Consider the following 18,265-nt stretch of genomic DNA (forward strand, 5'->3'; position numbering starts at 1 on the left):
TCATCTTTCCCGATGCTTTGTCTTACGCAGGGCTCAGGGTGTCATCCGCGCTGGCAGGGTGGCGTAGCCGTGAAACCGGATGCGCCCTCCGGGCACCCGGCCCTCGCGCAGGCGATAGTCCGGGTAACGGTCCAGCAGGCGCCCGAGCGCGATCCGCCCTTCGAGTCGCGCCAATGTCAGCCCGACACAGACATGCGGCCCGCCGGCAAAGGCCAGATGCCGGTTCGGCTTGCGCGTGATGTCGAAGCGCGCCGGATCGTCGAACACGGCCGGATCGCGGTTTGCCGCGCCAATGCACAGATGCAGGTTGGTACCCGCGGGCAGGCGCAGCCCGTCCAGTTCGATCTCGGCTGTGGTCTCTCGGTTGCCCAATTGGTTCGGCGAGCGGAACCGCAGGATTTCCTCGACAGCCGAGGGCAGTAGATCCCGATCTTCAAGCAGTTTTCGGCGTTCTTCGGGGAAATCGTTCAACAAGGCCAGCCCATTGCCGATCAGGTTCGAAGTGGTCTCGTGCCCGGCGTTCAGGATGAAGATACAGTTTTGCAGCAGCTCGATTTCCGACAGTTTCTGGTCGGCGCCCTCGCCCCGGATCAGCCGCGTCAGCACGTCGGTTTCCGGGTCGCCCGGCTTGGCGCGGCGCCGCGCCACCAGGTCCTCCAGATAGGTCTTGAACTCGGTCACGGCCGCCTGTCCGCGCGCCAGCTGATCGTCGGTCAGTTTCGGTTCCAGCGCGCCCAGAATCACCAGCGACCAATCCCGAAGGGGTCCGCGTTCCTCCATCGGAACATCCAGCAGGTTGCCAATGATCTGGATCGGGATGGTCGAGGCGAATTCCTCGATCAGGTCGACCGTTTCCCGCCCCGCCATCGCATCCAGCAGGTGATCGACCGTCGAGATCAGCCCCGGCTCCATCCGGGCGATGGCGCGCGGCGTCAGCGCCGAGGTCATGATCTTGCGCACCCGCGTGTGCAGTGGCGGGTCGTTGAACACCAGCGAGGTTGTGTGATGCTCGAACAGCGGCGAACCAACCCCGAACTTCGGGCCAAAGGCGGCCTTTTTGTCCGAGGAATAGAGCGTGGTGTCACGATAGATGCGGTCAAGATCGGCATGACGGCTCAGCAGAACCGACCCGTCCGGTTGCGGCAGCACCGGCGCATGCGCCAGAAGCGCGTCATAGAACGGGAACGGATCCTCCAGAAACCCCGGCGGAGGCGCGGTCAGGTCCAGATCCTTTACCTTGTCTCGCAAACCTGTGTCGTTCATCCTGCGTCTCCTCCAGATACCATCACTTGCGCCAATCCCGCACGAACCCCGTCAGGGCCCGCTCGCTGTCCTCGTCCGAACGGCGCAACCGGCGGACCGAAGGCATCTCTCCGGCGCGCATCTGCGCGTCCGATACCAGTTCGGGCAAGCCCAGCGGCTCTCGGGACACCAGAATCCCGCGCGCGCCAGTCGATCCCTCGACCTGGTACAGATGCACCTTGCCCCAGGCCAGATGTCCACCTTCCTCCAGGGCGATCAGGTCCTGGACGAAGTTGTGGCACTGCACATTCTCGACCAGCAGAACGTATTTCCCGGCCTGCCGCACCATGTTGGACAGGGCCACAAAGTGGCTGACCGCGGTATGGATATGCATAATCACCGCCTGGCTATAGACCATCTCGGCGCGGGGCCATTGGTCAGAGAAGGGCATGGTGATGTCCTGTATGCCGACCTTGCCCAACAGCTGCGGATGCCGCGCAATGGCCAGGTCGAGCTGAGTCTCGCCGCGATCGCCGCCGGTCACCTGAATATCCGGGAACAGCACAGAAGCATGCGCCACATGATCGCCCCCGCCACAGCCGACTTCGTGCACCGAGGCGGGTTGCAGCTGTCCGATGGTCTCCAGGATCAGTTGTACATTGGGGTGAAGCGCGCCGCCCCTGACGCTGACCTTGCCGGTCTCAGTCTCGAGCGACAGATCACCTTCGTCCGATATCGTTCTGAAGTTGCTTTCAATATCACCCTTCAGACGCCGGTGGTAACTGTCGGCCGTGTAGCTGCTCCAGTCGAAATCGTCGTCATAGAACTTGCGCGATTTGTAAAACAGACGCCCCAATATGCTCATGCAAATCCCCCCTCACGAACCTGTGACTACCGCAGGGATTTACGCCGGACAAGCATGCAGCGCCCCCCGGTGACTTTTCGTCCGACGACACGTAAGGTCGCCCCATGTCCGATCCCGTCTCTTCCATCCGCAACCTCGGCCCCGCCTTTCAGGAGGCTTGCGCGCGTGCCGGTATCCATTCCGCCCAGGAATTGCGCGAAATCGGGCCGGACGCCGCCTATGCCCGGCTGATCGAGGCCGGAACCCGGCCGCATTTCATTGGCTACTATGTTCTCGTGATGGGCCTGCAAGGCCGCCCCTGGAACGATTGCAAGGGCAAGGAAAAGGCTGAACTGCGCGCCCGTTTCGACGCGATCAAGGCGGCGGCGAAACCCGCCCCCGCAAGCCGACTCATCGCCGAGCTTGACGCTCTGGGTGTCCGCGTCCGCCCCGAGGATCTGCGCCCGCAAACCTGACGCGCCCGCACTTTCCTCTTGCTCCAAATATCCCGGGGGAATCGCGCCCCCGGCGCGATGGGGGCAGCGCCCCCGTCCCCGGCCAATGAAAAAGCCGCCCGCGAAACCGGGGCGGCTTTTCTTGTTCGTTCAGGTCCGTCGACCGGCGGCTCAGCCGACCAGTTCGATACCCGAGAAGAAATAGGCGATCTCGACAGCGGCAGTTTCCGGCGCGTCCGAGCCGTGAACCGAGTTCTCGCCGACCGACTCGGCAAACTCGGCGCGGATGGTGCCGGGGGCCGCGTCGGCGGGGTTGGTGGCGCCCATCACTTCGCGGTTCTTGGCAATGGCGTTCTCGCCTTCCAGAACCTGCACCACGACCGGGGCCGAGGACATGAATTCGCACAGTTCGTCATAGAACGGGCGGGCAGCGTGCACTTCGTAGAACTTACCGGCCTGTTCCTTGGTCATGTGGATGCGCTTCTGCGCGACGATGCGCAGACCGGCTTCCTCGAATTTGGCGTTGATCTTGCCGGTCAGGTTGCGGCGGGTTGCATCGGGCTTGATGATCGAAAAGGTGCGTTCCAGTGCCATCGGGGCTCTCCTTGAATCTGGCGGCGCGCCTTTCGCGCCGGATGTGTCGCGCGCCGCCTATCACGATGGAACGCGCAAGGAAAGTGCCATGATGGCAAATCCCGGGCCCGATAAGGGGATTGTCGGGTCAGCTATCGATCAGGGGCTCGCGCAGGTCGACCCAGCGTGTATAGAGCGCGGCAACCAGGCTGAGCAGGCTGGCGGCCAGCATCAGCCCCAGAACGGCATAAGGCGCGTTCTGAGCATTCACGACGACACCCGTCGCCGTGGTCAGCGCCGCCCCCAGCGCCACGGTCAGCGCGCCTGACAGGCCCGAGGCGCTGCCCGCCAGATGCGGGCGCACCGACATCAGCCCGGCATTGGCATTGGCCAGCGTCAGCCCGTTGCCAAAGCCCACGAATATGGCCGAGGCAAAGAACACCCAGACCGATCCCTGCCCGACAAGAAACAGTACCAGCCCCAGAAGTGGCCCCGCACTCGCCACCCAGCGCCCGGCGACGACCAGCGGCATCAGCCCCACGCGCGGCGCGATACGCCCGGTGACGAAGTTACCGGCCATGAATCCCAAAGTGATGATGCCGATACCCAGACCCAGCATCGCCGGGCTGAGCTCGAACCAGGCCGCCGCCACCATGGGCGCGCCGGTGATGAAGGCGTAAAAGCCCCCGACCGAGAAGGCGGCACACAGACTGTAACCCCAGAACCGGCGCGATCCGAACAGCTCGGGGTACTGTCGCATCTGTGCCCCGAAGGTGGCCGAGCGGTTCTGGTTCGTTTCACCCATATCCGCCCAGACGAGCGCCAGCATTCCGAATCCCATGACGGCATAGAGAACAAACCCGGCCCGCCATCCAAACAGGCTCTCCAGCACGCCCCCCAGCATCGGCCCCAGCATCGGCGCAAGCGCCATCGCCATGGACAATTGCCCCAGCCGCGCCGCGGCCTGTGACGGCGGGTAGAGATCGCGCAGCGCTGCCCGAGGCAGGACCTGCCCCGCGATCACCGCGCCCTGCACCATCCGGAAGCCAAGAAAGACCCAGATATTCTCGGCCAGCGCGCATCCGACAGAAGCCAGCGCAAAGACACCCATCGACCACAAAAGCACTGGGCGCCTGCCATAACGGTCAGACAAAGGCCCCATGATCAGCTGCAAGACACCGGTGATGATCAGGTATCCCGCTATCGACAGGTTCGCCAGCGCGTAGTCCACCCCGAAATCCGAAGCGATATGCGCCAGCGACGGCAGGAACATGTTCAGGGTCAGAACCGCCAGCGCGGTGGCCAGAACAAGCGTGATCAGATGCGGCGGGTTGGTGGCGGGACGCATGGGCGAAATCCGGCGGGTTGGGCTGTATTTCCGCGCTATCACGCGGCCGCGCGCTTGACCATCCCGGCAACGGGCCCAAGCCGCTGGCGGCCCCCTCACCTCTCTGTTATGAGCGCGCCCATGTTGAGGATTGATAACATCTCTTACGCGATCGAGGGCCGGCCGCTGTTCGACGGCGCCAGCGCCATCATTCCCGATGGCCACAAGGTCGGTCTGGTGGGCCGCAACGGCACCGGCAAGACCACGCTTTTTCGCCTGATCCGGGGCGAACTGGCGCTGGAAACCGGCAATATCGCCCTGCCCCGCCGCGCCCGTATCGGCGGCGTTGCGCAAGAGGCGCCCGCCTCGGACGTCTCTCTGCTTGATACGGTTCTGGCCGCCGATACCGAACGGTCCGCGCTCCTGGCCGAGGCGGAAACCGCCACCGATCCGACCCGCATCGCCGAGGTGCAGACCCGGCTGGCCGATATCGACGCCTGGAGCGCGCCCGCGCGCGCCGCCTCGATCCTCAAGGGGCTGGGATTCGACGATGACGAACAACTGAAACCCTGTTCCGATTTCTCGGGCGGCTGGCGGATGCGGGTGGCGCTGGCGGCGGTGCTGTTTTCCCAGCCCGACCTGCTGCTCCTGGACGAACCGACCAACTATCTCGACCTCGAAGGGGCGTTGTGGCTGGAAAGCTATCTGGCGAAATACCCCCATACGGTGATCATCATCAGCCACGACCGCGGGCTTTTGAACCGTGCCGTCGGCGCGATCCTGCATCTGGAGGATCGCAAGCTGACCCTCTACCAGGGCCCCTACGACCAGTTCGCCCGCCAGCGGGCCGAAAACCTGGCCCAGGCCCAGGCGATGGCCAAGAAGCAGGAGGCACGCCGCGCGCATCTGCAATCTTATGTCGACCGCTTCCGGTACAAGGCGGACAAGGCCAAGCAGGCACAGTCGCGCCTCAAGGCGCTGGCCCGGATGCAACCAATCAGCAGCCCGCAGGAGGCCGCATTGCGCGCCTTCACCTTTCCCAAGCCCGAGGAGATGTCGCCCCCGATCATCCATCTCGAAGGCGGGGTGACGGGCTATGGTGAAACGCAGGTCCTGAAACGGCTGAACCTGCGCATCGACCAGGACGACCGGATCGCGCTCTTGGGCAAGAACGGCCAGGGCAAATCCACCTTGTCGAAACTGCTCTCGGACCGTCTGCCGCTGATGGCGGGGCGGATGACCCGCTCGCCCAAGCTGCGCATTGGCTATTTCGCCCAGCACCAGGTCGACGAGCTATATGTGGACGAAACCCCCCTCGACCACCTGCGCCGCCTGCGCCCGGACGAGGCGCCGGCGAAAGCGCGGGCGCGGCTGGCGGGCTTCGGCCTAGGCGCCGAACAGGCGGAAACGGCCGTTGGGCGGCTCTCGGGCGGGCAAAAGGCGCGCCTCAGCCTGCTGATCGCCACTCTTGATGCGCCGCATATGCTGATCCTCGACGAGCCGACCAACCACCTCGACATCGAAAGCCGCGAGGCGCTGGTCGAGGCGCTGACCGATTATACCGGGGCGGTGATCCTGGTCAGCCACGACATGCACCTTCTGACCCTTGTGGCCGACCGGCTGTGGCTGGTCTCGGACGGGTCGGTCAGACCCTTTGACGGCGATCTGGAGGCTTACCGCGATTTCCTGCTGGCGCGTGACAAGCCGGAACCGGTAAAACCGACCGAGGCCAAACCCAAGCGCGCCAGCCGCGACACCGTACTTGCACTGCGGGCCGAGCTGCGCAAATGCGAAGAGCGGGTCGAGAAGCTGACCGAGATGCACGACAAACTCGCCGCCAAACTGGCCGACCCTGCGCTTTACACCGATGACAAGGTCGCCGATCTCGAAGTCTGGAACCGCAAATATGCGGAGCTGAAGGACGCGATGGACCGGGCCGAGACCCTGTGGATGGACGCGCAAGAGAAACTCGACGCCGCGCAGGCCTCATGATCGTCCGGCAGGCAGAGGCGGCGGATGCCGCCGCGATGAGCGCGGTACTGCAACCGATCCTCACCGGCTGGAACAGTGCCCGCCGGGGCGATGCGGCGACTGTTCTGGCCCATTACATCGCGCATCCCGACCGGTTGAGCTGTGCCGTGGCCTGCGCGGGCGAACGCATCCTCGGCTTTCAGTCACTGAAAGTCGCGCGCGCCCGGAACGATTATGACCTGCCCGCAGGCTGGGGAATCATCGGCACCTATGTCGCCGCCGATGCGGGCCGCCGGGGCATCGGGCGGGCGGTGTTCGCCAGCACGCTGGCGGCGGCGCAGGATGCCAATCTGGCCCATATCGACGCCACCATCGGTACGGCGAATGCAGAAGGTTTGGCCTATTACACCGCGCTTGGCTTTCAGACCTGGCGCGCGCTTGACGGCGCCGTGGGCAAGCGATTTGACCTGCCCGCGCCCGACCAGACGGAGGGGACATGATCGACACCGCCTTTCTGATCACCGCATTCACCACGCTTTTCGTGGTGATCGACCCGCCGGGTCAGACGCCCATCTTCATGGCACTGACCCAGGGCATGGACAGCCGCACCCGGCGCGGCATCGCGCTGCGCGCCTGCCTGACGGCGGCGGGCATCCTGGCCATGTTCGCGGCCTTTGGCGAGGCGGTGCTGGGCTTTGTAGGCATCTCGATGCCGGCTTTTCGGGTCGCGGGCGGCGTGCTCTTGTTCCTCACCGCGCTCGACATGCTGTTCGAACGCCGCACCAAGCGGCGCGAGGACCGGGCCGAGGCTGAAGACCATGCCGACCCCTCGGTGTTCCCGCTGGGTATTCCGCTGATCGCCGGTCCCGGCTCGATCGCCACCATGATCCTGCTGGCAGGCCAGCATCCCGGCGCCGAGGGGCTGGCCACCGTGATCGGGGTGATGCTGGCGGTGCTGGCGGTGGTGCTGTTCCTCTATCTCATCTCCGGCCTCTTGGCGCGACTTCTGGGCAAGACCGGGCTAAACGTGGTGACCCGCCTTCTGGGCATGCTGCTGGCGGCGCTGGCGGTACAATTCATCCTCGACGGGCTCCGGGCCTTTGGCTTTGCCGGGTGACACCCCATATCGGAAAGGACCCCACAGGAAAAGACGTTCATGGACGCAGACAGCACCGCCCGCCTGATCTATCTCTCGCTGCTTGGCGCGGCGCTGGTGTTCTGGTTCATCAGCCATAATCGCGCGAGCCTGGGCAAGTCCGTGCAAATGGCGCTGGCCTGGGTGTTCATCTTCATCGGTGCGATTGCGGTGGTGGGTCTCTGGCAGGACATTCGCGGGACCGTTGCGGGCACCCCGCGCATCTCGGTGAGCGAGAACCGGGTCGAGATTCCGCGCAGCCCCAACGGCCATTATTACGCGACGCTCATCGTCGAGGACAAACCGCTGCGCTTTCTGGTCGATACCGGCGCCAGCCAGGTGGTGCTGAGCCATGCGGATGCCGAACGGCTGGGCATCGACACCGGTGCGCTCAACTATTTCGGCCGCGCCTATACCGCTAATGGCGAGGTACGCACCGCACCGGTGAAACTGGGCCAGGTGCAGTTGGGCGGGTTCACCGACCAAGGCGTCACCGCCTGGGTGAACGAAGGCGAGATGAGCGAATCGCTCCTCGGGATGGATTACCTGCAACGGTTCGGTAGTATCGAGATCGCGGGCGGCAAACTGGTACTGAGCCGCTAAACCCGCCGCTCACCCCGCGATCTGGTCGCGCAAGAGCCGGCGCAGGATCTTGCCCGAGGCGGATTTCGGGATCGCCTCGACCACCTCCAGAACGCGCACCTGCTTGTAATGCGCCAGCCGGGTTTCAAGATAGGCCTGCACCTCTTCCAGTGTCGGAGCGGTCTGCCCCGGCGCCGGAACGACAAAGGCCATGGGCAGTTCCCCGGCCTCGCTGTCGGGCCTGCCGATCACGGCGGCATCGCCGATTGCGGGATGGGTCAGCAACTCGGCCTCCACCTCGGCCGGGGCCACCTGAAACCCCTTGTACTTGATCAGCTCCTTCAGCCGGTCGGTGATATAGAGATAACCGTCCGCATCGAAATGAGCGATATCGCCGGTACGCAGCCAGCCGCCCTCGACAATGGTCGATGCCGTGGCGGCGGGGTTGTTGAGATATCCTTTCATCACCTGCGGCCCGCGCACCCAAAGCTCGCCATCCTCGCCCGCCGGCAGGTCGGTCAAGGTTTCGGGGTTTACGATCCGGGACTCGGTGTTTGGTATGGCGATCCCCGAGGCGCCCGGTTTGCCCTTTCCATAGGGTGACACATGGCTGACCGGCGACAGCTCGGTCATGCCATAGCCCTGGGCCGCATTGGTGCCCAGCCTCTGCCCCATGGCGTCGCTGAGATCGGCGCTCAGCGGCGCTGCGGCACAGTTGATGTGCTGCACGCAGGACAGATCATAGCTTTCCACCATTGGATGCTTTGCCAACGCCAGCGCCACCGGCGGCACGATCCACAGGCGCGGGGTCTGGTATTGGGTGATCAGGCTCAGGAACATCTCAAGATCAAAGCGCGGCATGGTCACCAGACCGCCCCCCGCTGCCATGTAGATATTCATCAGCACTTGAAGCCCGTAGATGTGAAAGAACGGCAGAAAGGCCACCGTTTTTTCGTTCGCAACCAGTTCCGCCGCCGCCAGCGTCTGGTCGATGTTCACCACGAGGTTGCGATGGGTCAGCATCACCCCCTTGGGCAGCCCTGTCGTGCCCGACGAATAGGGCAGCACCGCGATATGCTCATCCAGATCGACCGGCGCCTGCTCGGCCAGGGGTGTCCCCATCAGCGCCGAGAGCGGCACCATCCCCTCAGGCGCGTCGCCGATGATCACGACCTCGCTGACGCCGGTGCCCTTGATCGCCGCACGCGCGGTGTCGGCAAACATCGCTATGGTTACCAAAACATCGGCGCCCGCATCCTTGAGCTGATGGTTCACCTCATGCGCCGTATAGGTCGGGTTGATCGTTGTGACCGTTCCGCCGGCCCAGACCGAGGCGTGGAAGACCACGCAATATTCGGGGATGTTGGGCGCCATCAGCGCCACAACCTTGCCCGCGCCCCAGCCGCGCGCGGTCAACCCTCCGGCCAGCGCCTTGACCCCGCCGATGAATTGCGCGCCCGTCAGGCTGCGGCCCGAGGGCCCATCAACCAGAACCGTGGCCGCAGGATCCAGACCCGCGAACACCCGCTGGGTGACCGTCAGGTCCGACAAGGCGACGTCCGGAAAAGTGCTCTTGTAAATATTCATTTCAACCTCCCCTTTTGGGACAGACTACGCTGGCTCGACCACTTTCCAAATGTTTTTGGATTAGGGCGTTGTAACCGGAACAAAGGCGCGCTGCTGACGGGCATCGTCTGCGGTGCCTGTGCCGGGGTCTGTCGGGTCTCGGCGACGTCTTTCCTTTTGCGCTGGTGCGGCCCGGTTGCAGGCGAACTCCGGACAGAATCGGAACAATGTGGTATGATCCGCTAAGACCAAGCAACTCGGACCACAGACCTTCCAACGAGGGACCCATGTTCGAAACAGCCGACCGATCCGCCCAGACCGAGGTGCTCAACGGCTTGACGCTGGGCTTTGTAGCCGACCCGTTCATACGATGGCTCTACCCGCAGCCGGACGCCTTTCTGAAGCATTTTCCGCGTGTGATGAACTTCTTTGGCGGGCGGGCGTTCGACCATGGGTCGGCCTATCGCAATGGCGACTGCACGGCGGCTGCCTTGTGGCTTCCGCCCGATGTCCATCCGGACGAAGACAATCTGTTGGCCTGTTTTGAAGAGACGGTCGCCCCGGAAAAACACACCGCCCTCTTTGCGACATTCGAGCAGATGGACCGTATTCACCCGCGCGAGCCCTGTTGGCACCTGGCCTTCATCGCCGTCGATCCGGTACGTCAGGGCAAAGGTATGGGCTCGGCGCTGCTCAAGGCGTCGCTGGACCAGTACGACGCCGACGGAAGACCTGCCTATCTGGAATCGACCAACCCGGCGAACCTGTCGCTGTACCGCCGTTTCGGGTTCGAGCAGATTGGCGTCATCGAAACGGACGAAGCCCCTCCGCTTTTTCCAATGTTCAGACCGCCGGCCTGATCCGTCCCACCCCGGACTGCGGGGATTGAGGTGTTGCCGGTTCAGCCGCCGGTTTCGGCCTTTTTCTCCCAGCGGCCCGAATCCTCGGACCAGTATTGCGCCGCACAGCCCGCACCGGTCAGCGTGCGCCACTGGCCGCGCGCTGCCTCGACCGCAGAGGGGTCGTTGCCGTCGAACAGGATGCAGACCCGGTCAAGCGCGGTTACTTCCTCGGGGCTGACAGCGGCGCCGTCGATGCACATGACACAGGTCGCGCCATTGGGCAGCTCGGGTTTCGAGGTCAGCAGCACAGGCTGTTCCGCATCATGCGGCCCACCTGCCATTCCATGCGGCAGGAACCCGTCGTCCGCGCCCAGCCACAGTTTCTCGTCCAGCCAGTCGAGCCGCTCCGGATCACTGCCCCGCACCGCCACCCGCCAGCCCGCCGCCAGCGACTTGCTCAGCAGCACGCCCAGCGTCTCCTCGAGCGGATTGCGGGTCAGGTGATAGAAATAGGCGGCGCCCATCGGTTTCAACCCGCCAGATCGTCCACCAGCCGGTTCAGCGCCATCACTCCCCAGCCAGTCGCGCCCTTGGGCGCCCAGGCCGTTTCCGAGGTGACCGAGGCCACACCGGCGATATCCAGGTGGATCCAGGGCGTGCCCTCTTGCACGAACCGCGCCAGAAACTGCGCCGCAGTGATCGACCCGGCAGGCCGCCCGCCCACGTTCTTCATGTCCGCGATACGCGATTTCAACATATCGTCATAGGCCTTGCCCAGCGGCATCCGCCAGGCGCCCTCGCCCTCGGCAGCGGCAGCCTTGAGGAAAGCATTGCACAGCGTATCGTCGTTGGAGAACACCCCGGCATTCTCATGCCCCAGCCCGATGATGATGGCGCCGGTCAGGGTGGCGAGGTCGATGAGCCCCGTGGGCTTGAACCGCTCCTGCGCGTACCACATCACGTCGCACAGAACGAGCCGCCCCTCGGCATCGGTGTTGATGATCTCGACCGTGTCGCCTTTCATCGATTTCACCACGTCGCCCGGGCGGGTGGCCCGGCCCGAGGGCATGTTCTCGACCAGGCCCACCAGACCCACCACATTGGCCTTGGCCTTGCGCAGGGCGAGCGCCCGCATGGTGCCCGCGACCACGCCCGCACCGCCCATGTCCATGGTCATGTCTTCCATCCCGGCGGCGGGTTTCAGCGAGATGCCGCCGGTGTCGAACACCACGCCCTTGCCCACCAGCGCCAGCGGGGCGGCGTCCTTCTCGCCACCATTCCAGTGCATCACGACCACCTTCGACGGGCTGTCGGACCCCTGCCCGACGCTCAGCAGCGTGCGCATGCCAAGCTCGGCCAGCTTGTCTTCTTCCAGCACCTCGACCTCCAGCCCCAGTGCTTCCATATCCTTGAGACGGTTGGCGAATTCGCTGGTGGTCAGTACGTTGGCCGGTTCATTGACCAGATCGCGGGTCATGTGCACGCCCTCGGCCACCGCCAGCAGCGGGGCAAAGGCCTCGGCCACCGCCTCGGCCTTGTTATGGGCGATGGTGACCGCGCCCTTGTCGCCCTCGGCATCGTCGCCAGGCGTCTTGTGCGCGGTAAAGTCATAGGCCCGCAGCGCCAGCCCCAACGCCAGATGTTCGGTCCGCGCCTGTCCGCCCGCCATCACCAGCATCGGCTTGGCGCCTGTCAGCTTGGCCAGAGCCGCGCCGCCCTTGCGCGCTGTCAGAGCATCGGCCCGGCGCGGCAGCACCAGAATATCCAGTGCCTCGGCGGCCATCCCGGCAGGCCAAGCCAGCGTAACCGTCTGGCCGGTCTTGAGCTTGGAGAACCGCTCGCTTTCCACCAGCCGCAGCAGCGCGCCCCGAGTCAGCCGATTGAGCCGCCGCGCCGCCGGGCTGAGCGTGCCCTCGGGCGGCAGGATCACCGCAACCCGTCCGGTCACGGTTGCCAGGGCATCGATCTGCGGCTCTTCGAAACGGATCTGGGTCAGGCTGGTCATCAGGGTCTCCTCAACATCTGTCCGACAACAGGTAGCCTGCCCACCGCATCTTGACCAGATAGCAGTTTTCCCGGCCAACCATTTGCTTTAAGGTCACAACAAAAATCGCATGACAGGCTCCTGGGGGATCGCGGTGTCAGAAAACACAAGGCATGTCTCGCTGTCCGCAGCGGCGTACCACGTTTGTGTGGGCATGGCTTGTTTTGCCGGTCCCGATGATCCAAAGCATCGCCTTTGCAGGAAAGGCGGCGCATGATTCTGGATCGTTACTTTGCCCGGCGTTTCACGCAAAGCTTTGTGATCATCGGCGCGGTGTTTGTCGCGCTGGTCATGCTGATCGACCTGATCGAACAATTGCGTCGATTCGAAAGCCACGATGTCAGTTTCGGCCAGATGCTGGGCCTGACGCTGCTGAACGTCCCGGCCGGGATCAGCGAGATTCTGCCTTTGCTGATGATCCTGGCGACCATCGTCCTTTTCGTCGGGCTTGCCCGCAGTTCTGAACTGGTCGTGACCCGCGCCATCGGCCGGTCCGGCATCCGTGTGCTGGTGGGTCCGGTGCTGGTGTCGTTGATCATCGGGGGGCTGGCGGTCGCCATGCTCAATCCGATCGTCGCCGCAACCTCGGTCCGTTACCAGACCCTGGCCGACACCTATCGCAATGGCGGCCCTTCGGCGCTGTCACTCAGTGGCGAGGGGCTATGGCTGCGCCAGGGCGATGCGCAGGGCCAGTCGGTGATTCACGCCGAGGGCTTTGGTGGCGACGGCGTGACCCTGCTCCGTGTCACCATCCTCAGCTATGCGCCCGATGGCCGGCCGGTGCGCCGGATCCTGGCCGACAGCGCGATGCTGGAACCCGGCCGATGGATGTTGAGCAACGCCAAGGTCTGGCCGCTGGAAACCGGCCAGAACCCCGAAGTCAACGCGACCCGGCACGACACGTTCGAGCTTCCGACCTCGCTCACCCAGGACCGGATACAGGACACCCTTGGCCGCCGTGACACGATCTCTATCTACAACCTGCCCAAGATCATCGACGAGTTGCAGCAGGCCGGGTTTTCGACCAGGCGCCACCAGGTCTGGCTGCAAGTCGAACTGGCCCGGCCCCTGTTCCTGATCTCGATGGTGCTGGTGGGTGCGGCCTTTACCATGCGCCACACCCGGTTCGGCGGTACTGGGGTCGCGGTGCTGACAGCGGTGCTACTGGGCTTTTCTCTCTATTTCATGCGCAATTTCGCGCAGATCCTCGGTGAGAACGGCCAGATCCCGGTGGCACTGGCCGCCTGGGCGCCACCGGTCGCGGCAATCATGCTGACCTTTGGCCTCCTGCTGCATGCGGAGGATGGCTGATGCGCTCCCTGTTCCGTGCCATGCTGGCCAGCGTCGCCTGCCTCTACCTGGCAAACCCCGCGCTCGCGCAAACGGCCGAGGATCCTCAGGAAACGGCCCAGCCCGCCATGCTGGTGGCCGACCGTGTGTTCATCACGCCCGAACGCCAGCTGATCGCCGAAGGCAATGTCGAGGCGTTCCAGGGGGACATGCGCCTGCGCGCGCAAAAGATCACCTTTGACCGGCAGACCGGCAAGCTGGAGATCGAAGGCCCGATCCGGATCGACCAGGGCGGCCGGGCGACGATTCTGGCCGATGCCGCCGAAATGGACAAAGGGCTGCAAAACGGTCTCTTGCGTGGGGCGCGGATGGTATTCGATCAGCAGCTGCAACTGGCCGCGTTACAGATGACGCGGGTCGGCGGCCGCTACACCCAGCTTTACAAGACCTCGGTCACCTCCTGCCATGTCTGCGACGATGGCAAGCCGCCGCTCTGGCAGATCCGGGCGCGAAAGGTCATCCATGACCAGCTGGAACAGCAGCTTTACTTCGAAGGCGCGCAGTTCCGCGTGCTCGATGTGCCGGTGTTCTATTTCCCGGCGATCCGTCTGCCCGATCCCAACCTGAAGCGCGCCACCGGCTTTCTGATTCCGTCGATCCGCACCACGTCGCAACTGGGAACCGGGATCAAGGTGCCCTATTTCTTTCGCCTCGGCGACAACAAGGACCTGACCGTCTCGCCATATATCTCGGCCAAGACAAAAACGCTCGATCTGCGCTACCGCCAGGCGTTCCGCCGTGGCCGGATCGAGATCGAGGGCGCTTATACCCGCGACGACCTGATCCCGGGAGAGGACCGCGGCTATGTCTTTGCCTGGGGGCAGTTCGACCTTCGCAACGATTACAAGTTCAGCTTCGAGGTCCAGACCGTTTCGGACAACGGCTACCTTGCCGATTATGGCCTGCCCGAATACGACCGGCTGCAGACCGAGATCGCACTGACCCGCGTCAAGCGCGACACCGCCTTTCGTATCGGGTTCATCCATTACGAAACCCTGCGGGACAGCGAAAACGAGGACGAGATCCCCTCGGACGTGTTTGATCTCAACTACGAAAAGCGGTTTTTCCCCACCGCCATCGGAGGAGAGGTGCGGCTGGCCTTCGACGGCCACGGCCACCAGCGGACCTCGACCGCCGACGTGATCGGCCGCGATGTCGCCCGCGCCACCATCGACGCGGAATGGCTGCGCAGCTGGACCTTTGCCAGCGGCCTGCGCGCCGACTGGAAGATGGGTGTTGCAGTCGACGATTACCGGGTCTGGAACGACAGCAATTACAACAGCGACACGCTCAGGACCGCGCCGCGCGCAGCACTGACGCTGCGCTATCCGACCGTGTACCGGGGCGCTGGCGGCACTCACTATCTGGAACCCATCGCCCAGATCGGCTGGTCCGACGTCTCCGGCGCCGCCCTGCCGAATGACGAAAGCAATTTCGTCGAATACGATCAGGGCAACCTCCTGGCCCTGTCCCGCTTTCCGGCCCCCGACCAGCGCGAGGAAGGCACGCGCGCCGTCTTCGGCCTGAATTGGGCGCATTACTCGAACAAGGGCTGGCAGGCCTATGCAACCGTGGGCCAGGTGTTCCGCAGCACCGCCGACCCGCGATTTTCAAAAACCTCCGGTCTGGGCGGCACCGCATCGGATCTGCTGCTCGCGGGTCAGGTGCTGTTGCCACAGGGGTTGGGCCTGACCGCGCGCGGCCTCTTGGACGGATCGCTGAACTTCTCCAAGGTCGAGGTGCGCGGCAGCTGGAGCGACAATCGCACCAATGTCAGCGGCACCTACCTGTGGCTGGGGCGCGACCCGGCCGAGAACCGCACGCTCGCGGTGTCCGAATTCTGGTTCGATGGCGCCTACAAGGTCAACCCTAACTGGACCGCCTCCGCAAACATCCGCTACGATATTGAAGACTCGCGGGCCACAAGGGCAGGCGTGGGCTTTATCTATCAGAACGAATGCGTATCGGTTAACATTTCGGTCAATCGCCGCTACACATCGTCGACAAGTGTTGAGCCATCGACCGATTTCGGATTTACCATCGCCCTCAGCGGCTTTGCCGTGGAGAGCGGAAACAAAGAATACAGGCGAACATGCAGCAAAACCTGACCCACCTGTCCCGATCCCTGGCGCAGCTATTGGGCGGTGCCGTCCTGGCGCTTGGCCTGTCGGCCACCACGATTGCGGCGCAAAGCCTGTTCAGCCCGGCGGTGCGGGTAAATCAGGGCATCATCACCCATTTCGAACTGGAACAGCGCGTCCGCCTCATGGAAGTGCTGCGAATCCCCGGTGACCCGGCAAAGGACGCCCGCCGCAGCCTGATCGAGGAAAAGCTCAAGATGCAGGCGGTGAGCGAGGCTGGCATCGAAGTCCCGCCCGAGGACGTGCAGCAGGGCATTGACGATTTTGCCTCCCGCGCCCGCCTCTCGACCGATGAATTCCTGGCCGCATTGCAGAACGAAGGGGTTTCGGCTGAAACCGTGCGCGACTTCGTGCGCAACCAGATGGCCTGGCGCGACTACATCAGCGCGCGTTATCTGGCCCAGGCCCGCCCGACCGAAGACGAGATCAACCGCGCGCTCGGCCTTTCCGGCGGCGGCGGCTTGCAGGTGCTGCTGTCGGAAATCATCATCCCGATCACACCGCAAACGGTGGATCAGGTCGATGACCTGGCCGCGCAGATCGCCGAACTGAAAAGCTACGACGCCTTCGCCACCGCCGCGACACAGTTTTCCGCCGCCGACACCCGCGCGCAGGGCGGCCAGATGCCCTGGCTGCCGCTGGCGCAACTCCCGCCCGCCCTGCAACCGGTCATCCTGGAGCTCGACCCGGGCGAAGTCTCGACGCCGATCACCCTGCCCAATGCGGTTGCGCTGTTCCAGATGCGCGGCCTGCGCGAGGCCCCGGTCGGAACCCCGCGTTATGCCTCGATCGAATACGCCGCCTATGCCATGGCCGGTGGCCGCAGCCCTGAAACGCTCAAGGCCGCAGCCGAGCTGCAACAGCGCGTCGATACCTGCGACGACCTTTATGGTGTGGCCAAGGGGCAGCCGGTCGAAGTGCTCGATCGGGTCACCGCCAAGCCCGGCGAAATCCCGCAGGACATTGCCCTGGAACTGGCCAAGCTGGACCCGGGCGAAACCTCGATTTCGGTGACCCGGAACAATGGCCAGACACTGATGTTCCTGATGCTTTGCAACCGGACCCGGGATCTGGGCGGCGACGCCTCGCGCGAGGATGTGGCCAACGCCTTGACCCAGCAGCGGCTTGAGACATTGGCAAACAGCCTGCTCGAGCATCTGCGCGCCGATGCCATCATCACCGAGGAATAACGCGTGCGCCCCATCGCGCTGAGCTGCGGCGAGCCTGCCGGGATCGGACCCGAGATCGCCGTGGCCGCGTGGCGCGCACTGCGCGCCGATTGCCCGTTTGTGTGGATCGGCGATCCCGGCCACCTGCCGCCGGCCACGCCGGTTGCCCTGCTCGACACCCCCGGTGAAGCGGTCCAGGCCGCGGCAGAAGCCCTGCCCGTGCTGTCGCTGCCCTTCGCCGCGCCAACGACTCCGGGCCAGCCGGATCCCCGCAATGCCGCGGGCGTGATCGCCGCAATCGAACGCGGCGTGGCGTTGGTTCAGTCGGGAGATTGTTCGGCCCTTTGCACCGCCCCCATCCACAAGAAGGCGCTGATCGACGGTGCGGGCTTCGCCTATCCCGGTCATACCGAGTTTCTCGCCGCACTCGCGGATCGCGACCGCGTGGTCATGATGCTGGCCAGCGACCAGTTGCGCGTCGTACCCGCCACCATCCACATCGCCCTGTCCGAGGTGCCGCGCACCCTGACACCTGCACTCCTGCGCGAAACCATCGAGATCACAGCGACCGGCCTGCGCGACCAGTTCGGCATCGCCCATCCCCGCATCGCGGTCGCCGGGCTGAACCCGCACGCGGGCGAAGGCGGTGCCATGGGCCACGAGGAACGCGACTGGATCACGCCGCTTCTGCAAGAGATCCAGGGCGATTTTACCCTCACCGGCCCGCATCCCGCCGACACCATGTTCCACGCCGCCGCCCGCGCGCGCTATGACGCGGCCGTCTGCATGTATCACGACCAGGCGCTGATCCCGATCAAGACGCTCGACTTCGACCGCGGCGTCAACGTGACCCTCGGCCTGCCGTTCATCCGCACCTCGCCCGACCATGGCACCGCCTTCGACATCGCGGGTCAGGGCATCGCCAAACCCTCCAGCCTGATCGAGGCGCTGAAAATGGCGCGAGATATGGCAAACTCGGTCTGACCCCCTTCATTTCGCTGCAAAAACTCCCGCCGGAGACGAA

At 64.5% G+C, this 18,265-nt stretch carries 17 protein-coding genes; 10 read left to right on the top strand and 7 right to left on the bottom strand.

Annotated elements, in window-relative coordinates; all coding sequences use genetic code 11:
• Positions 1-33 precede the first annotated feature (33 nt).
• Together G0P99_RS03040 and G0P99_RS03045 are read right to left on the bottom strand one after the other, a co-directional pair.
• Positions 34-1,263: a cytochrome P450 gene (locus tag G0P99_RS03040; protein WP_164127586.1), complete on the bottom strand. Its 1,230-nt coding sequence runs from the start codon at positions 1,261-1,263 to the stop codon at positions 34-36.
• A 22-nt stretch (positions 1,264-1,285) separates the two neighbouring features.
• A complete protein-coding gene (locus G0P99_RS03045) occupies positions 1,286-2,107 on the bottom strand; it encodes a class I SAM-dependent methyltransferase (RefSeq protein WP_164127589.1) in 822 nt (273 codons plus the stop codon).
• Between the two features lie 104 nt (positions 2,108-2,211).
• Here G0P99_RS03045 and G0P99_RS03050 point away from each other — a divergent pair, with 104 nt between their 5' ends.
• Positions 2,212-2,562, top strand: coding sequence for a TfoX/Sxy family DNA transformation protein (locus tag G0P99_RS03050; protein ID WP_164127591.1), 351 nt, complete (start codon positions 2,212-2,214; stop codon positions 2,560-2,562).
• A 150-nt stretch (positions 2,563-2,712) separates the two neighbouring features.
• Here G0P99_RS03050 and ndk read toward each other — a convergent pair whose 3' ends face one another.
• Together ndk and G0P99_RS03060 are read right to left on the bottom strand one after the other, a co-directional pair.
• Positions 2,713-3,135: a nucleoside-diphosphate kinase gene (ndk, locus tag G0P99_RS03055; RefSeq protein WP_093027089.1), complete on the bottom strand. Its 423-nt coding sequence runs from the start codon at positions 3,133-3,135 to the stop codon at positions 2,713-2,715.
• Positions 3,136-3,262: 127 nt separating this feature from the next.
• Complete coding sequence (locus G0P99_RS03060; protein WP_164127593.1) at positions 3,263-4,462, bottom strand: multidrug effflux MFS transporter; 1,200 nt, start codon at positions 4,460-4,462, stop codon at positions 3,263-3,265.
• 120 nt (positions 4,463-4,582) lie between these two features.
• Here G0P99_RS03060 and G0P99_RS03065 point away from each other — a divergent pair, with 120 nt between their 5' ends.
• Genes G0P99_RS03065 through G0P99_RS03080 form a run of 4 tightly spaced genes read left to right on the top strand, consistent with a single transcriptional unit; the run spans position 4,583 to position 8,150 of the window.
• A complete protein-coding gene (locus tag G0P99_RS03065; protein WP_164127595.1) occupies positions 4,583-6,433 on the top strand; it encodes an ABC-F family ATP-binding cassette domain-containing protein in 1,851 nt (616 codons plus the stop codon).
• Complete coding sequence (locus G0P99_RS03070; protein WP_203582952.1) at positions 6,430-6,912, top strand: GNAT family N-acetyltransferase; 483 nt, start codon at positions 6,430-6,432, stop codon at positions 6,910-6,912. Before G0P99_RS03065 ends, G0P99_RS03070 begins: the two co-directional genes overlap by 4 nt.
• Positions 6,909-7,529, top strand: coding sequence for a MarC family protein (locus G0P99_RS03075; RefSeq protein WP_164127599.1), 621 nt, complete (start codon positions 6,909-6,911; stop codon positions 7,527-7,529). Before G0P99_RS03070 ends, G0P99_RS03075 begins: the two co-directional genes overlap by 4 nt.
• A gap of 39 nt (positions 7,530-7,568) precedes the next feature.
• Positions 7,569-8,150, top strand: coding sequence for a TIGR02281 family clan AA aspartic protease (locus tag G0P99_RS03080; protein WP_164127601.1), 582 nt, complete (start codon positions 7,569-7,571; stop codon positions 8,148-8,150).
• Positions 8,151-8,159: 9 nt separating this feature from the next.
• On the opposite strand, the gene G0P99_RS03085 is transcribed toward G0P99_RS03080, so the two are convergent.
• Positions 8,160-9,716, bottom strand: a complete 1,557-nt coding sequence (locus G0P99_RS03085; RefSeq protein WP_164127603.1) for an AMP-binding protein — start codon at positions 9,714-9,716, stop codon at positions 8,160-8,162.
• A gap of 266 nt (positions 9,717-9,982) precedes the next feature.
• On the opposite strand from G0P99_RS03085, the gene G0P99_RS03090 reads away from it, so the two are divergent.
• Positions 9,983-10,555 (top strand): N-acetyltransferase, encoded by a 573-nt coding sequence (locus G0P99_RS03090; protein WP_164127605.1) that lies wholly within the window; start codon positions 9,983-9,985, stop codon positions 10,553-10,555.
• Between the two features lie 41 nt (positions 10,556-10,596).
• On the opposite strand, the gene G0P99_RS03095 is transcribed toward G0P99_RS03090, so the two are convergent.
• Together G0P99_RS03095 and G0P99_RS03100 are read right to left on the bottom strand one after the other, a co-directional pair.
• Positions 10,597-11,061 (bottom strand): DNA polymerase III subunit chi, encoded by a 465-nt coding sequence (locus G0P99_RS03095; RefSeq protein ID WP_164127607.1) that lies wholly within the window; start codon positions 11,059-11,061, stop codon positions 10,597-10,599.
• A 5-nt stretch (positions 11,062-11,066) separates the two neighbouring features.
• A complete protein-coding gene (locus G0P99_RS03100) occupies positions 11,067-12,542 on the bottom strand; it encodes a leucyl aminopeptidase (RefSeq protein ID WP_164127609.1) in 1,476 nt (491 codons plus the stop codon).
• A 252-nt stretch (positions 12,543-12,794) separates the two neighbouring features.
• On the opposite strand from G0P99_RS03100, the gene lptG reads away from it, so the two are divergent.
• Genes lptG through pdxA form a run of 4 tightly spaced genes read left to right on the top strand, consistent with a single transcriptional unit; the run spans position 12,795 to position 18,225 of the window.
• Positions 12,795-13,892 carry an LPS export ABC transporter permease LptG gene (lptG, locus tag G0P99_RS03105; protein WP_164127611.1) on the top strand — a complete coding sequence of 366 codons (1,098 nt, stop codon included), beginning with the start codon at positions 12,795-12,797 and terminating at the stop codon, positions 13,890-13,892.
• Positions 13,892-16,039: an LPS-assembly protein LptD gene (locus G0P99_RS03110; protein ID WP_164127613.1), complete on the top strand. Its 2,148-nt coding sequence runs from the start codon at positions 13,892-13,894 to the stop codon at positions 16,037-16,039. The genes lptG and G0P99_RS03110 overlap by 1 nt, the downstream gene beginning before the upstream one ends.
• On the top strand, positions 16,024-17,262 hold the full coding sequence (locus G0P99_RS03115) for a peptidylprolyl isomerase (RefSeq protein ID WP_164127615.1): 1,239 nt from the start codon (positions 16,024-16,026) through the stop codon (positions 17,260-17,262). The genes G0P99_RS03110 and G0P99_RS03115 overlap by 16 nt, the downstream gene beginning before the upstream one ends.
• Before the next feature lie 3 nt (positions 17,263-17,265).
• The gene (gene pdxA, locus G0P99_RS03120; RefSeq protein ID WP_164127617.1) at positions 17,266-18,225 is read left to right on the top strand and encodes a 4-hydroxythreonine-4-phosphate dehydrogenase PdxA; all 960 of its coding nucleotides are present in this window, start codon (positions 17,266-17,268) and stop codon (positions 18,223-18,225) included.
• Positions 18,226-18,265 lie beyond the last annotated feature (40 nt).

This window comes from Ruegeria sp. PrR005, from assembly GCF_010500245.1.
In the GTDB taxonomy this organism is placed as follows: domain Bacteria; phylum Pseudomonadota; class Alphaproteobacteria; order Rhodobacterales; family Rhodobacteraceae; genus Ruegeria_B; species Ruegeria_B marisflavi.